The organism is bacterium (assembly GCA_035691305.1).
In the GTDB taxonomy this organism is placed as follows: domain Bacteria; phylum Sysuimicrobiota; class Sysuimicrobiia; order Sysuimicrobiales; family Segetimicrobiaceae; genus DASSJF01.
The window spans coordinates 1-15,746 of the sequence record DASSJF010000067.1 but is presented as its reverse complement, the minus strand read 5'-3'; the positions used below and the strand labels follow the sequence as shown (position 1 = coordinate 15,746).

At 71.0% G+C, this 15,746-nt stretch carries 14 protein-coding genes; 12 read left to right on the top strand and 2 right to left on the bottom strand.

Annotated features, from left to right (window positions below; all coding sequences use genetic code 11):
- Window positions 1-4: 4 nt before the first annotated feature.
- Window positions 5-403 carry a helix-turn-helix domain-containing protein gene (locus VFL28_12230; GenBank protein HET7265430.1) on the bottom strand — a complete coding sequence of 133 codons (399 nt, stop codon included), beginning with the start codon at window positions 401-403 and terminating at the stop codon, window positions 5-7.
- Between the two features lie 90 nt (window positions 404-493).
- Here VFL28_12230 and VFL28_12225 point away from each other — a divergent pair, with 90 nt between their 5' ends.
- A complete protein-coding gene (locus tag VFL28_12225; GenBank protein ID HET7265429.1) occupies window positions 494-1,498 on the top strand; it encodes a proline racemase family protein in 1,005 nt (334 codons plus the stop codon).
- 9 nt (window positions 1,499-1,507) lie between these two features.
- Here the strand turns inward: VFL28_12225 and VFL28_12220 are convergent, their stop codons facing one another.
- The gene (locus VFL28_12220) at window positions 1,508-2,134 is read right to left on the bottom strand and encodes a hypothetical protein (protein ID HET7265428.1); all 627 of its coding nucleotides are present in this window, start codon (window positions 2,132-2,134) and stop codon (window positions 1,508-1,510) included.
- Window positions 2,135-2,197: 63 nt separating this feature from the next.
- Between VFL28_12220 and VFL28_12215 the strand changes: the two genes are divergently transcribed.
- The 11 genes from VFL28_12215 to csaB all read left to right on the top strand — a co-directional run.
- Window positions 2,198-2,983 carry a transporter substrate-binding domain-containing protein gene (locus VFL28_12215; GenBank protein HET7265427.1) on the top strand — a complete coding sequence of 262 codons (786 nt, stop codon included), beginning with the start codon at window positions 2,198-2,200 and terminating at the stop codon, window positions 2,981-2,983.
- A 71-nt stretch (window positions 2,984-3,054) separates the two neighbouring features.
- Entirely contained in the window at window positions 3,055-3,714 is a 660-nt protein-coding gene (locus VFL28_12210; protein HET7265426.1) for a hypothetical protein, read from the top strand.
- Between the two features lie 34 nt (window positions 3,715-3,748).
- On the top strand, window positions 3,749-4,567 hold the full coding sequence (locus tag VFL28_12205) for a polysaccharide deacetylase family protein (GenBank protein HET7265425.1): 819 nt from the start codon (window positions 3,749-3,751) through the stop codon (window positions 4,565-4,567).
- A gap of 153 nt (window positions 4,568-4,720) precedes the next feature.
- Window positions 4,721-7,435 (top strand): preprotein translocase subunit SecA, encoded by a 2,715-nt coding sequence (gene secA, locus VFL28_12200; protein ID HET7265424.1) that lies wholly within the window; start codon window positions 4,721-4,723, stop codon window positions 7,433-7,435.
- 304 nt (window positions 7,436-7,739) lie between these two features.
- On the top strand, window positions 7,740-8,210 hold the full coding sequence (locus VFL28_12195; protein HET7265423.1) for an ATP-binding protein: 471 nt from the start codon (window positions 7,740-7,742) through the stop codon (window positions 8,208-8,210).
- A gap of 228 nt (window positions 8,211-8,438) precedes the next feature.
- On the top strand, window positions 8,439-8,603 hold the full coding sequence (locus tag VFL28_12190; protein ID HET7265422.1) for a hypothetical protein: 165 nt from the start codon (window positions 8,439-8,441) through the stop codon (window positions 8,601-8,603).
- Between the two features lie 20 nt (window positions 8,604-8,623).
- Entirely contained in the window at window positions 8,624-10,630 is a 2,007-nt protein-coding gene (gene lnt / locus VFL28_12185) for an apolipoprotein N-acyltransferase (GenBank protein HET7265421.1), read from the top strand.
- A 22-nt stretch (window positions 10,631-10,652) separates the two neighbouring features.
- A protein-coding gene (gene prfB / locus VFL28_12180) for a peptide chain release factor 2 (GenBank protein ID HET7265420.1) occupies window positions 10,653-11,799 on the top strand; the annotation gives its coding sequence in 2 pieces (ribosomal slippage) (window positions 10,653-10,733 and window positions 10,735-11,799; 1,146 coding nt in all).
- Window positions 11,796-12,569, top strand: coding sequence for a DUF2993 domain-containing protein (locus VFL28_12175; protein ID HET7265419.1), 774 nt, complete (start codon window positions 11,796-11,798; stop codon window positions 12,567-12,569). Before prfB ends, VFL28_12175 begins: the two co-directional genes overlap by 4 nt.
- Window positions 12,566-14,686 (top strand): DUF5693 family protein, encoded by a 2,121-nt coding sequence (locus VFL28_12170; GenBank protein ID HET7265418.1) that lies wholly within the window; start codon window positions 12,566-12,568, stop codon window positions 14,684-14,686. The genes VFL28_12175 and VFL28_12170 overlap by 4 nt, the downstream gene beginning before the upstream one ends.
- A 71-nt stretch (window positions 14,687-14,757) precedes the next feature.
- The coding region (csaB, locus tag VFL28_12165; protein ID HET7265417.1) for a polysaccharide pyruvyl transferase CsaB at window positions 14,758-15,746 on the top strand (989 nt) is incomplete at its 3' end.

Genomic DNA, 15,746 nt, shown 5'->3' with positions numbered 1-15,746 from the left:
GGGATCAGAACAGCCGCTGCTGTTGGCGCGGCCGTTCGACGCGGCGGACCGCTTCGCGCGCCGCGTCGAACGTCATGCCTTCCTCCGTCATCAGCCGGTGCACCATCTTGCCGCCGTGTCCCGGGAGAAAGCGGGCGCCCGGGCCGGCGACGGGTTCGCCGCAGCCGCACAGGCATGCGCCCCGGCCGTTGAACGCCGGGCGCGCATGCTCGGCGCCGCTCCGCCGGCGGCGCCGGATCCAGCGGCGGAGATCTTCTTCGTCGACCCGCCACGCGCGGCCGACGCGCAGCGACGGGAGATCGCCGCGCCGGAGCAGGCGCCGCACCACGGAGGGCGAGACGCGCAGCTCCGCGGCGACTTCTTCGGGCGTGAGAAATCCGGGCCGGCTAATCCGCGGCGTCATCGTGCGGTCTTGTTGGGCTTCGGCCGGAAGGTCTCCTCCCGTGTGCGCGGGGCGGAGGTTCGCCGCCGCGTGGGGCGAATGACGCGTGTGATGCAGCGACGCCGCACGATGCAGACGATCGACTGCCACGCCGCGGGCGAGCCGCTGCGGATCGTGACCGCCGGGCTCCCTCCGCTCCCGGGCGACACGATCCTCGCGCGGCGCGCCTACATGACCGAGCATCTCGACCACGTCCGCCGATTCCTGATGTGGGAGCCGCGCGGGCACGCCGACATGTACGGCTGCATCGTCACACCTCCCGTGTCGCCGGAGGCCTTTTGCGGCGTGCTCTTCATGCATAACGAGGGTTACAGCACGATGTGCGGCCATGGAATCATCGGCCTCGTGACCGTGTTGATCGAGACAGGGCAGGTGCCCGCGCCGGGGCCGGTGGTAGCCGTCGCGATCGACACGCCGGCGGGTCTCGTGCGCGCACGGGCGTCGGTGGAAGACGGCCGCGTGCGGCAGGTGACGATGCGGAACGTCGCGTCCTTCGTTTACGATCGTCGCGTAGTCCCCGTCGACGGCCTCGGTGACGTCGAGACGGCCGTCACGTACGGCGGCGCCTTCTACGCGCTCGTCGACGCGCCGCGCGCGGGACTCGGGGACCGGCCCGGGCCGCTCGGCCGCTTGGTCGAGGCCGCCGCGGCGATCAAGACATCCGTGCTGGCGGCCGGCGCGATCGCGCATCCGCTCGAGCCTGGGATCGGAGGCCTGTACGGCGTCGTGATGGCGTGGTCGCCCCGCCGCCCCGGCGCGGATCAGACAAGCCTGACGGTGTTCGCGGACCGGGAGGTCGACCGCTCGCCCTGCGGAACGTGCACGTCGGCGCTGATGGCCGCTCGATGGGCCGACGGACGCTTGGCCCTCGGCGCACCGTTCGTCAACGAGAGCCTGATCGGCTCGCGATTTTCGGGACGGCTCGTCGAGGAGACCCGGGTGGGGGCGCACCGCGCGGTGGTGCCTGAGGTGAGCGGCGCCGCGTCGATCACCGGCTATCACACGTTCGTGCTGGAGCCCGACGACCCGCTGCCGGACGGCTTTCTGTTGCGCTGAGCGTCCGTGCTAGGGCGATCCCGTCGCCGCCTGATACGCCGTGACAAGGCGGAGATTCGACTCCGCCGCGGTGATCGCCTGGGCGCGGGCGGCGGGCGCCAGTCCCGCCACCCCGAGCGTGATCGCCGCGACGTATTCGCTGTGTGCGACGAAGCTCGTGTCCGCCAGGCCCTTCCCTGAGATCGTGGCGGTCCCGAAGTTCTCGGTCGGTCCCATCATCTTGAACTGCAGGCGCGCCCCGAGATACGTGCCGAGAAAGACCAGGGTCGTCTGTTTGCGATCGGTCGTCAACAGGATGAGACCGTCTTTCACGCTCCCCGCCGCCGTTCGCAGGGTAAACTGGCCCCCGCCGGCGGCCGCGCTCGCGCCGGGATGCAGCGCGAGGGTACCTGAGTCCACCGCGAGGCCGCCGAGCGTGCCGCGCAACACGCTCGTATACACGACACGCCGGTTCTGCTGGTCGTCCATTTCGTAGCCGGTCAGGACCGGCGGGATCTCGATCGCGTAGTAGAGGAGATAAGAAATCGCCGCGTCGACGCCGCGCGGCGCGAGTATCAGCGCGGCGGTGATGCACAGGGCGGCGGCGGCGGTGCGCCGCCACGTTAGCGGGCGTCGGCTGCGGATCAACATGGACACCGGAAATTTCGCGCCTCCGCAAACAAGACCCTTTCCGACCTGCGGAGTATAATCGAAACCACGATGGCGATCCGACGCGGTGTGATGCTCGCGATGGTGATGATGCTCGTCGCGGCGGCCTGCGCGCCGCGGACCGCCCGGGAGGCTCCGCCGCTGCCGCCGGCGCCGCATCCCCCGGGCGCGGGACCGTCGCTGGATGCGATTCGCAGCGCGGGACGTCTGCGGGTCGCCGCCGATCTCTCGAGTCCGCCGATGGCCTTTCGTGATGCGTCGGGGCCGCGCGGCTTTGACGTCGACGTGGTGACGCTGATCGCACAGGCGCTCGGCGTTCGCGCGGACATCGTCGATACGCCGCTCGCCGCGATGCGCGAAGGGTTGCCGCCGGGCGCAGATCTGGCGGCCGGGGCGCTCTCCGCCGGATTGGTGCCGGGACTCGCGACGGAGCCGTACGGCGACGCCGCGCCGGTCATCGTGTGGGGGGCGAAGACGTCGGGCGGGACGAGCGCCGAGCTGCGCGGACGGCGGGTCGCGGCGGCGGCCGGCAGCCCTGGAGAGCGGCTGGCCCGAGACGCCGGGGCGTTCGTGGTGACCACCTATCTGCCGGAGCAGAGTCTGGCAATGGTGGCGGAGGGGCGCGTTGACGCGGCGGTCGCGGGTGGACCGGAAGCGCTCGGCTTCGTGTCTGGCGGGACCGGCTTGAGAGCATCGGCCGCGGGTGGGCCCTCCGTGCCGCTCGCGCTGATCGTCCGGCCCGGCGCCGACGACCTGGCGGCATACGTTTCCGGCGCCGTCCGCGAGCTGCGCGGGAACGGCGGCCTCGATCGGCTGCGCCGCCGGTGGCGTCTGTAAAATGCCGGAGGAGCACGTGTGCCGGAAGGCGTAGTAGCACTAGGCACGGGGGCGGACGAGAGGCGGGGGGCGTGGCGGAACAGGTACGCGGAGAGACGCTTGCTCAGCGGGCCGAGGACGTGATCCGGCGGCTGCGGGGCGTGTCCGCCGTCCGCGTCGACTTGGCGCAGGGCGGGATCATCGATCGCGTCCACGTCCTCAGTACCGCCGAGCGGAGCCCCCGCGTCGTCGCGGGCGACATCGTGGCCGCCTTAGCCGCGGAATTGTCGGTGGAGATCGAGCAAAATCAAGTCAGAGTCGCGACCAAGCGGTCCGACCAGCAGGACTCCGAGCACCCTCCGGCCCGCCCCCGTCTCAAGTTCGTGGGTATGACCGTGGCGACGCTCCACGCGAGCGCCGAGGTCAAGATTCAGCTGGAGCACGACGGCGCCATCGTAGAAGGCACCGCCGCGGGACCGAACGCGGCCGCGCACCGCCTGCAATTGATCGGTGCCGCGACGCTGCGGGCCGTCGAGGCGCACCTGCGAACGCAGGGCCTCTTCTTGCTTGAGGGCTTGACGGTCGCGCCGCTCGGCGCGCGCCAAGTCGCGCTCGCGCTCGTCGCGTGGCTCGGCCCCGAGGCGGACGTGCTGAGCGGATCCTCGCTCGTGCGCGACGATCCGCGCGAAGCGGCCGTACGCGCCGTGCTCAACGCCGTCAACAGGCCGGTGGCCTGGCTCAGTCCTCGCTGAACCGCCGCAAACCGGGTATGATCGTCATCGGCTGATGCCGAGTCGCGCATTGTTCGCCGGCCGTCTGCGCGCCGCGCTGTTCGCGGCGGCATTCGCATTTGCCGGAATGGGCGCGGCGGGCGGCCCCGCCTCGCCCGCCGCCGGTGGATCGCCGTCGGCCGCGCCGCCGCGCTGGCGCGTGCCCATCTTGATGTATCACATGGTCGATACGGACGTGCCCCCGCGCGACCTCATCACGCTGCACCTGACGGTGATCGCGCCGGCGTTCGAGGCGCAGCTCAAGCTGCTGCGCGGGGCCGGCTACCGCCCGTTGAGCCTCGACGACGTGTGGGGCGGCCTCAACGGCCGTACGCCGCCGCCGCGCGGGATCGTGCTGACCTTCGACGACGGCTACCTCGACAACTACACCGTAGCGTTTCCGATTCTGAAGAAGTACGGGTGGACCGGCACCTTTTTCGTGGTCACGTCGACGATCGGCACGCGGGGCCACATGACGAAGGCGCAGCTGGACGAGATGTCCCGCGCCGGGATGGCGATCGAGTCACACGGCCAGCACCACATCGACTTCTCGCGGCTGCCGCTCGGCCTGGCGCGCACGGAGCTCGCCGAGAGCAAGCGGATCATCGCCGGCTGGAGCGGGCAGCCCGTCGCGTTCTTCGCCTATCCGGCCGGGCGCTTCACCCCGTCGCTTGAGCGGCTGCTCGGCAACCTCGGGTATCACGCCGCCGTGACGGAGGTCCCGGGCTTCACCGACGCCTCGAGTCGGCCGTTCGCGCTCGAACGCGTCCGCGTGGATCACGATGATTCGCTGTCGTCGTTTGCGCGGAAACTCGACATCACACCCCCACCGTGAAATCCCGGGGCCACGGACGGCACTTCGGGGCGCCGCGCGCCGAGGTCCGGAGCGGGTTCTGGGCACAACTCGTGCGGCGACGAGCAGGGCGTCCCGGCGGGTCGTTGCGTCGGGCCTTTATAATGGTGAGTACGGTCGTGTGAGGAGCCGTAGATGCTGAAGCTGTTTCAGGGATTGCTGGGGGACCAGAGCGAGAAGATCGTGAGGCGCTACCGCGACGAGCTCGTTCCCCAAGTCAACGGGCTCGAGGAGGACTTCGCCGGCCTCGAAGACGCCCGGCTCCGCGAGAAGATGGACGAGTTGCGCGGGCGGGCGGCGGGCGGCGAACCCCTCGCGGACCTCATGGTCGAGACGTTCGCGCTCGTGCGGGAGGCGGCCAAGCGCGCCCTCGGCCAGCGCCATCACGACGTCCAGTTGATCGGCGGCGCGGTGCTCTTCATCGGCAAGATCGCCGAGATGAGGACCGGCGAAGGCAAGACGCTCGTCGCGACGCTGCCGCTCGTGCTGAACGCCCTCGAGGGGCGCGGCGGCCATCTGGTCACCCCCAACGACTACCTGTCGCGCATCGGCGCCGGCTGGATGGGGCCGATCTACCACCTCCTCGGGCTTCGGGTCGGCGTGATCACGCACGAGTTTGGCGGCCTCTACGACCCGTCGTTTACCGATCCCGCGCACGCCGACGAGCGCCTGCGCCACTTCCGGCCCGTTCCGCGGCACGAGGCGTATCTCGCCGACGTCACCTACGGGACCAACAACGAGTTCGGGTTCGACTATCTCCGCGACAACATGGTGCTGCGGCCCGAGGACCTCGTGCAGCGGGAGCTGCACTACGCGATCGTCGACGAGGTCGACTTCATCCTCATCGACGAGGCGCGCACCCCGCTCATCATCTCCGGCCAGGTCGAGCAGTCCGTCGATCTGTACTACAACTTCGCCAAGTTGATCCCCCGCCTCGTCGATGAGCGCGACTACCACGTCGACGAGAAACTGAAGACGGCGACGCTCACCGAGGAGGGCACGACGGCGCTCGAGGGCATGCTGCGGATCGACAACCTGACCGATCCGCGGCACATTGAGCTGATGCACCACGCGCAGCAGGCGCTGCGCGCGCACACCCTCTACCACAAGGACGTCGAGTACGTCGTCAAGGACGGGCAGGTTATCATCGTCGACGAGTTCACCGGGCGCCTGATGTTCGGGCGGCGCTACAGCGACGGTCTGCATCAGGCGATCGAGGCGAAGGAAGGCGTCAAGATCGAGAAGGAGAGCCAGACCCTCGCCACGATCACGTTCCAGAACTACTTTCGGATGTACCACAAGCTGGCCGGCATGACCGGCACGGCGAAGACGGAAGAGGCCGAGCTCACCCAGATCTACAACCTGCCGGTGGTCGCGATCCCGACGCACCGTCCGATGGTACGCGAGGACCAGGCGGATTTGGTCTACAAGCACGAGAAGGCCAAGGTCGCCGCGGTCGCGGACGAGATCGGCGAGGAGCACAAGAAGGGGCGCCCGGTGCTCGTCGGTACGCGCTCCATCGAGAAGAGCGAGGCGCTGTCCGCGCTGCTGCGGCGCCGCGGCATTCCCCACCAGGTGCTCAACGCCAAGTATCACGAGAAGGAGGCGGAGATCATCGCCCAGGCGGGCCGGTCGGGCGCGGTGACGATCGCCACCAACATGGCCGGCCGCGGGGTCGACATCATCCTCGGCGGCAACCCGCCGGACGCGCAGGACGGCGAGAAGGTGCGCAGCCTCGGCGGGCTGCACATCGTCGGCACGGAGCGCCACGAGGCCCGGCGGATCGACAACCAGCTCCGCGGCCGCGCGGGGCGGCAGGGCGATCCCGGCTCCTCGCGGTTCTACGTCGCGCTCGACGACGAACTGATGCGCCTGTTCGCCGGCGAGCGGATCGCCGGCATCATGGAGCGGCTCGGCATCGAAGACGACGTGCCGATCGAGCACGGCCTCGTGACCCGCCAGATCGAAAACGCCCAGAAGAAAGTCGAGTCGTACCACTTCGACGTCCGCAAGCACGTCCTCGAGTACGACGACGTGATGAACGTGCAGCGCAAGGTGATCTATGCTGAGCGTCGCAAAGTGCTGCACGGCGAATCGCTGCGCGAGAACATCCTCAATTTCATCGAGAGTCTGGTCGCCAACATGGTCGACGTGTCCTGCTCGGGCGAGCTGCGCCCCGACGAGTGGGACCTGGAAGGGCTGCTCGACGACATGCGGACGGTCGCGCCGCTGCCGGCGGAGATCACGGCCGAGTCGCTCCGGGGACTGGCAGTGGACGAGGTGCGGGAACGCCTCGCCGGCGCCGCGCTGGCGGCCTACGAGGCGAAGGAGCAGGCGCTCGGGCCGGAGACGATGCGCGAGCTCGAGCGGCTGATTCTCCTGCAGACGATGGACCGCAAATGGATCGACCACCTGTACGCGATGGACGCGCTCCGCGAAGGCATCGGGCTCCGCGCCTACGCGCAGGTCAGCCCGTTGATCGAGTATCAAAAGGAAGGGTTCGCGCTGTTCGAGCAAATGAAGGACGAGATCCAGGAGGAAACCGTCAAGTTTCTGTACGTGGTCGAGGTCCAGCCGGCGCAGGCTCCCGCGCTCGCTGGGGCCGGGCGGCCCGGCTATCGCGTCACGGCGGAGTCGGGCGGGTCTGCGCCGGCCGGGGGCGATCGCCGGCCTCGTCCGGCGGCTTCGGCGGGGCGTCCGATGCCTGCCGGAGCGGCGGCCGCGGCGGGACGGGACGGCGCCGCCGCCATGCCACTTCGAGTGCCGAAGGTCGGTCGCAACGATCCGTGTCCATGCGGCAGCGGCAAGAAGTACAAGAAGTGCCACGGGGCGCCGAGCGCGGCGTCCTAGGATCCCGGCAAAAAATCCGCGTCCACCGGCCTCGTACCGGAGGGCGGCTTCATTCCCTACGTAACCGCGTCGATGGAAGTCCCCGCGCCCGAGGAGACCGAGATAGGCGCCGGGACGGCGGCTGAAGGGCAGCGGCCGGCCGCAGGCCGCGCGGAGTGAAAAAGGGTAACGTACCTATGATTGAACGTGATCGCGGCGCACGGCGTCGTCGTGCGGTCGCGGGCGGCCGTGAGGGAAGTAGTTTGGCCCTGGACGAACGGTCGGCGAGGGCATGGCTGCCGGTCAAGACGGGAGTTGTGCGGTCGTGCGGGTCTTGGAGCTTCACACCGACAGTCATCCCGAGGCGCTCGGAGAAGCGCGGCGGCGGGTTTTCGAGGCGATGACGCGCACCGGGCTCTTTGTGGATGCCGCGCGCAACATGGAAATCGCGGTCGGAGAGGCCCTGTCCAACATCTACCGGCACGCCTACGCCGACGGTATCGGTCCGGTATGCGTGGAAGTCTCGACCGGGGCGGGCGCCGTGATCGTCCTCGTTCGCGACGAGGGTACAGCCACCGAACCTCCCCTGATCCCTCGGCGGCTGCCGTCCCGGTCGAACGTCGACGGCCGCGGTCTATACCTGATCAGCAGGCTGGCCGACGACGTCACAGTCTCGCTCAATCAAACCGGCCATGGTGTGACGGTCCGCATGACCGCGTACTTGGAAGTGCCGGTCAGGGAGATGCTCCGAGGCGGCGGAAACACCGCCCCCGGAATCCCCGCCGGCCGGCACTAGGGGAATGAGGGTACGATCGCACTAAGTCAGCAGTGTGCGCGCCATCGCCGGCAGGGCGGGTGCAGCAGCTTCAGCGGCGCCAGGGAGGTTGTCGCCGCAGTTCGGTAGGCGCTAACGGGGCGCCCTGGGGCAGAGGAACGGTGTTCGTGTGTCATCGAAGCGGATGATGTGCTCAGCGGGCGTGCGCATCGCCGAGGCCCTCGTGACCCTCGCGGGCGGCGCGCTGCGATGAGCGAAAGGATCAAGCCCCAGCTCGAGCAGCCCGGCGTGAGAGTTTTTGGCGTCCGACGTTATCCCGCGCATCCTCGAGCAGAAGTCGGCGCGGGATATCCGGCGGCCGGCCGGACGGAGATCGGCGGTGCCGTGCTCTTGATGCAGGCGAAGGACGCGTAATCAGGCCACGCTGGTTCGCCGTGGCCGTGTCCGCCGCGGCGTTCGTGCTTGCCTTTCCGCCCTACGACCTTGGGGCGCTGGCTTGGTTCGCGCTTGTCCCGCTGATCACGGCATTCTGGCGCCGGCCGCCGCGCGACGCGTTTTGGATCGGCTACGCGTGGGGCGCGTTTGCCTACGGCGGCGTCCTCTGGTGGCTTACGGGTTTCGGCGTGCTCGTCTGGGCGCTCGCGGCGGCGCTCCTCGCGCTCGCGCCGGCGGTGGCGCTCGGGACCGCGGCCTGGGCCGGCGCCGGCGGCGCGAGGCGCGCGGTTCTCTGGATCCCCATCACCTGGACTGCGGTGGAATTTCTCCGGGGCCGGGGCTCGCTCGGCATCCCGTGGGCGCTGCTCGGAGAGTCCCAGCACGCAGCGCTCGCGGTCAGCCAAGTTGCATCGCTCACGGGTGTTTACGGCCTCACGCTCCTGGTGGTTCTCGTGAATGCGGCGGTGACACTCCTCCTCGCGCGCGCGTCTGGAATCGCGCCGGCGGCCCTCACCGCGGCCGCCGTCGCCGCCGCGCTCGGGTACGGCAGCGCCGCGCTCGCGACGCCGGTCCGGGCCGACACGAACGTCGCTCTCGTGCAGCCGGCATACGAAGCGCGGATGAGGTGGGATCCCGCGCAGGCCGCCCGCGATCTGCGAACACTCGATGCGATGACCCACGACGCCGCGCGGTCGCCGGACAGGGGGCGCGGCGCCGTCTTGGTTCTGTGGCCCGAGACCGCGTCGCCGGTCGATCTCACCGATCCGTCCACGCGCGCGCTCGTCGGGGGTTGGGCCCGGCGCGATCACACCACTCTGATCGCGACGAGCCTCGAAGGCGGCCTCACCAACTCGGCGTTCGCCGTGGCGCCCGACGGCGTCGTGGTCGGACGGTACGACAAGCACCGGTTGGTGCCGTTTGCGGAGGCGGGCGAGCGGCCCGGCCGCGGTCCCGCGCTGCTGCCGGCGCCGGCCGGCACCCTCGGGGTGGCGATCTGCTTCGAAAGCACGTTCCCCGAGCACGCGCGCGACGCGGTGCGGGACGGCGCGGCGATGCTCGCGGTGCTGACGAACGATGCGTGGTTCGATGGGCGCGCCGCGCCGCTGCAGCACGCGGCGATCGCGCCGTTTCGTGCCATCGAGGAGGGTCGGTTTCTCCTGCGCGCGGCCAACGCGGGGCCGAGCGAGATCATCGATCCGTATGGGCGTGTGGTGGCCGCGCTGCCGCTCGGCGCGCGCGGCGTGCTCGCCGGGCGGGTCGCGCCGCGCAGCGCCCTCACCTTGTATGCGCGGTACGGCGACGTCCTGCCGTGGGCGGCGGTCGCGGCATCCGCGGCGGCCGTTGTGCCGAAGCTGGCGCCGCTCGCGATCGGAGACGGCCGGGGGCGGGCGTTTGTGAGGCTCGCCGGCGCCTCGGCCCTGCCGCTGGCCGCGCTCTTCGCGGTGGACGCGATCGCGCGCTCGGTCGCGGACGGCGGAGCGGCCTGGGCCCCGGCCCCCGGCGGGGTGCCGGTCCCGCTTCCGCCGCTGGCCCTTCTCGTGGCCGCGGCCCTGTTGAGCATCCGTCGGCCGGCCGCGGAGATCGGGTTCGGACGCGGCTTCGTTCCGGCGCTGCTGGTCTCGCTCGCCGCCGTCGCGGGGCTCGCAGCGGTCGCTCTGCGCGCGTTCACGGCGCACGGCGGCGCCATGCCGGTAGCAGCACCCGCCGCAGGCTGGTGGTCCGGGGCCGTGCCGATGTTGATCGCCGGACTCGGCTTTGAGTGGTGGCTGCGGGGCGTCGTGTTTGCGGCGGCGACCACCTGGCGCGGTCCGGCGTGGGCCGTGCCCTGGGGCGCCGTGCTCGGAGCGCTCGCGTACGCGCCGCGCGGCGCGGAGGCGATGTTGTGGGGACTTATCGCCGGAGTCGTGTTCGGGCTGGTGCGGAGGCGCTGGGCGCAGGTCCCGGCGCTCGCAATCGCGCACGGCGCCGGTGCCGCGATCTTCGACTTTCTCTTCGGCCCGTGGTGAGCGCGGAACCATGGATGCTATAATGGTGCGCGTGACAGCGGACGAACTGAAGCGCTCACTCGTGACCTACCGCGAACGCCTCGACGGCATCGGGAGGCATCTTTGACCTTCCCCGCCAGCAGGCCCGCCTGACCGAGCTCGAGCGGCAAATGCAACAGCCCGGGTTTTGGGACGCGCCGGAGACGGCCCGGCGCGTCTCCCAGGACGTGTCCCGGCTGCGGGAGCGGCTCGACGGCCTTGCGCGCCTCGACCGGGAGATCGCCGACCTCTCGGAGCTCACGACACTCGCCGCGGGCGACGACACCGCCCTGGCCGACGTCGAGCGCGAGACGCGGGCGCTCGGCGAGACGCTCGATCGGGTCGAGCTCGCGACGCTTCTCTCCGGCGAGCACGACGGCAGCAACGCGATCTTGTCCGTGCACGCGGGGGCCGGCGGCACCGAGGCGCAGGACTGGGCCGAGATGCTCCTGCGCATGTACATGCGGTGGGCCGAGGCCCGCGGTTACTCGACGGACGCCGTGGACATGTCGCCGGGCGAGGAGGCGGGCGTGAAGAGCGCAACCGTCATCATCGCCGGCCCGAACGCTTACGGGTACCTGCTCGGTGAGCGCGGCGTGCACCGGCTCGTCCGGATCTCGCCGTTTGATGCCGCGCATCGGCGGCACACGTCGTTCGTGCTGATCGACGTCATTCCGGAGGTCGAGCCGGAAGAGGTCAACATCCGCGACGATGATCTGCGCGTCGATACCTATCGGGCCGGCGGTGCGGGCGGCCAGAACGTCAACAAGGTCGAAACCGCCGTGCGCATCACCCACCTGCCGACGGGTATCGTCGTGCAGTGCCAGAACGAACGCTCTCAGTACGCCAACAAGCTCACCGCGATGAAGCTGCTTCAGGCCCGGCTGTACGAGGCGCAGGCGAAGGAGCATTCCGAAAAGCTCTCCGCGATCCGCGGCGAGCACCGGGACGCGGCGTGGGGCAACCAGATCCGCTCTTACGTGCTGCACCCGTACACGCTTGTCAAGGATCACCGCACCGGCCTCGAGGTCGGCAACGCCCAGGGCGTGATCGACGGCGCAATTGATCCGTTCATCGACGCCTACCTGCGGCGCGGGCAGCCCGCGGCCGCCGGCGACACCGAGCGCCGGCCGGCACCCCCGGTTTCATGAGCGTTTCGACGGCGCCGGGCGCGCGCGGGATGGTCCGGGCCTCGCGGTGGAAACCCGGCGCCTTGTGGCTGGCCGCCGTCGTGGTGTTGACCGCGGCCCTTGCCGCGAGCCTCGCGGCGCCGTCGGTCGCGGGTACGGCGCTGCGCCTCGCGCTCGTGCGGTCGTTCGGAACGCCCGACGTCGCGGTCAGCGTGGAGGCGCAGCCGGCGTCGGCCGTATGGTGGGGTAACATCCGATTGCTGTCGGTCGCGGCGAGATCGCTCCGCATCGGCCGCCTCGACGTCGCCGGGTTCGAGGCGATCATGACGCACGTCGTGGTGGACCCGGTGCTGCTCTACGGCCGTCGCGAGCTCGTCGTGCGGTCGGTGGGGGCCGGCGTCGCCCGCGTCACCGTGACGGCCGACAACTTGGCGCGCCTCCTGGCCGCGCAGCCGTCGGTGAAGCGTGTGGCGGTGCGTCTGAGTCCGGGGACCATCCTGTTGGACGGGACGGTGAGCGTGTTCGGCGCGGAGTTGCCTGCGTCGGTGGCGGGCCACCTCGTGGTGCGTGACGCGACGCATCTCGATCTGGTCGCGGATCGGGTGACGGTGATGAACGGCCTGCCCGTCCCGCCCGACGTGGCGTCTCGGCTCGACGCGTCGATCAATCCGATTCTGGACATCGGCCGGCTGCCGTTCGGGCTCCACCTGACGAAGGTTTCGATCGGCGACGGCGTTCTGATGCTGCAGGCCGCCGCCGGTGCGCCCGCGGTCACGGGCGGCACGCCGTGAGGGCGCTTCTCCGCATCTGGCGGCAGTTTCCGACGCTGGTCCTGTGCGTAGCCGCCGGGCTCGCGGCCTCGGGGGTCCTACTCGCCGGCCGTATCGCCGTCGAACGGTCGTACCGCACCGTGGAAATCACTGTGGACGGCGACGACTGGGCGACGCTCGCGCGCCTCCGGGGGATCGATCGCGAGGCGCTCTACGCGGACTTGTACAAGCACGGCGTCCGGAGCGTCACGCTCTACGCGGCGTCGCTGCGGCGCCTCGCGGACGACGGTCTCATCACTTACAACGCCGGCAGCGACGCGATCGACGCGGCGCGCGCCGAGGCGCTCGCGCCGCCGCTGGCCCGGCTGGCCGGCCGGCTGCGCATCGACGCGACGTACGTGCAGGGATCGCCCGCGGTGCTCGAGCTCGTGCGTGCGGGCATCGCGTTGCAGCGGGGCGCGGATGCGGCGAAGATGGTGGGGCCCGGCGTGCTGGAGATCGCGGGTCGCGGACGGGATCTCGAAGACCTGTCGCTCGGGATGGCACCGGACGAGGTCGAGGCGGCGCGGGCCGCGCATCTCGCGACCGAGCCGCGCGTCCGGAACTTCCGCGAGGTCGCGCCCGGCGGCGTCGACACGTTCTTCGAGTCGCTCGCCAAGTTCGGGCAGGCGTTTACGCTGATCTTCGACCGCGACCAGGTCCTCGGCTACGACGATCTTGTGCCCGACGTCGCGGCCGCGATCAAAGCGCACGGGTTCGCGTTCGGACGGATCGAGGCGTTCACCGCCCGCCGCCGGCAGAAGGGGGAGGAGCAGTTGGCGCTGCTCGCCGCCCCGCACGTGATCCGTGTGTTCAGCCTGGCGCCGGAGGAGCTCGCCGGCCTCACGCCGGCCGCGGCCCGCGACAAGTACGTTCTGGCCGCGCACGAGCGGAACGTCCGCATCCTCTACGTACGTCCGTTTCTCTCCACGTCGGCTGGCGTCGATCCGATTCGGGCGAACCTCGAGTACGTGGGGTCGATCGCCGACGAGCTGACCCGCAGCGGCTACAAGCTCGGCAAGGCCGTGCCGCTGCCCAGCGCCGGGACGCCCGCGCCGTGGTTCGTGCTGGCCGCGCTCGGCGCGCTGGCCGCGGGAGCGCTCGCCGCGGCGGAGACGGGCGGCGCGCTCGGCTACGCCGTCCGGCCGGCCTGGCTGCACGCGGGCGTCGCCGCGGGCGTCGCGATTACGCTCGCAACGATCATGCTCCATCACGTGACGCTCTGGCGGGAGCTGCTCGCGCTGCTCGCGGCGCTCGCCTTTCCGGTCCTCGCGATGCTGTCGTTCGTTCCGGGCGCCCGGCGGGAGACGTGGCCGGACGCGCGCCTCGGCGGCCGTGCGGCGCTCGGGCGGAGCCTCGCCGGCCTGTGGGTGATGTCCGCGGCCTCGTCGCTCGGCGGCTTCATCGTGGGCGCCCTGCTCGCCGAGTGGCCGTTCATGATGGAGCAGCGTATCTTCCTCGGCGTGAAGCTGCTGATCGTGCTGCCGGTCGTGATCGTCGGCCTGGCGGTCGCGGCGTCGCAGGCGGGTCCCGAAGGGGTCTGGCCGCGCGTGCGGGAGTGGCTGCGCCAGCCGCTGCGCCTCGAGTACGGTATCCTGCTGATCGTGATCGGCGGGGCCGCGCTGTTTGCGCTCGGCCGCACCGGCAACACCGGGCTGCCGGCGCTCGGCGGAGCCGAGGTCAAGCTGCGCACGGTGCTGGAGCGCGTGCTTGTCGCGCGGCCGCGCACGAAGGAGTTCCTGGTCGGCCATCCGGCGATGATGCTCGCGATCGCGGTCGCCTTCCTCGGCGCGCGGCGCTGGGTGCTGCCGCTCGCCATGGCCGGCGCGGTCGGACAGACGAATTTGGTTGACTCGTTCTCGCACATCCACACGCCGCTGGTCTACGTAATCGAGCGCACGGTGTACGCCCTCGTCATCGGGTCGGTGCTCGGCGCGGTGCTCGTCGGTGTGCTGCTTTGGACGCGGCGCTGGTGGCGTCTGCCGGCGCCCGCCGCGGGCGGCGCCTCCCGGGGGGCCGCCGCGGGGCGGCGCCCCGGCGCGGGGAAGCCGTCCGCCGTGCCGTCGAGTCCGCCACTGACGGATTACGGCCGGGGGTAACCGCGCGGCCGTGTCCCGCCGGTTGTGATGTCATCGTTGCCGGCCAGTCCGCCGCAGGCGGTCGGCCGGCTGTGAACCGGATCGTTCTCTCGGGCTACTATGGATTCAACAACCTCGGTGACGATGCGGTGCTGGAAGCGACCGTCGCCGAGTTGCGGCGGCGCCGGCCGGGGCTCCAGATCAGCGTCCTCTCGGCGTCTCCGGAAGCGACCGCACGCGCCTACGGCGTCGATGCCGTCCCTCGGTCGCGTCCTCGGGCGGTGATGCGCGCGCTGCGCGCCTCGGACCTGTTCCTCTCCGGCGGCGGCAGCCTCTTTCAGGACAGGACGAGCTGGCGGAGTCCGTGCTACTACCTCGCCGTGCTCGCCGCCGCGCGTCGATGGGGCCGCAGGACGGCGGTGTATGCGCAGGGCTTCGAGCCATCCCGGCGCGCCTGGGTTCGCGCGGCGCTGCGCCGCGTGCTGAACAGGGTGGACCTCATCACGGTGCGCGACGTCGCGTCGGCTCAGGTACTCGCGGACGCCGGCGTGCGCGGGCCGCGCGTGGTCGTGAGCGCCGACCCGTCGTTTCTGCTCGATCCCAAGCCGACGCCCGCGGTCGAACGCGAGCGCGCCCGCTGGGGTGGGGGACTCCTCTTCGGCCTCGCGGCGCGGCCGTGGGGAGATGGGCGCGTGCTGGAGGCGGTGGCCGCCGGCGCGCGCGCGGCGGGCGTCCGGTTCGGTGCGCGCTGGGTGCTCCTCCCGATGCATCTGCCGCACGACTTGGGCGCCGCGGAGGCGATCGCCGCGCGCCTCGACGGGGCGATCGTCGTGCGGGAGCCGTTCAGCGCGCGCGAGATGCTGGCGCTCGCCGGCGGGCTCGACCTGCTCGTGGGGATGCGGCTCCACGCGCTGATCTTTGCGGCGTCGCAGGCCGTGCCGATCGTGCCCGTCGCGTACGATCAGAAGGTGGCCGCGCTGGGGGATGAGCTCGGCGAGGAGCGGCCGCTGTCCGTGGACGATCTTGACGCCGAGGCGCTTGCGGCGCGCATCGGCGCGGCGGCGGGGGACCGGCCGGGGGG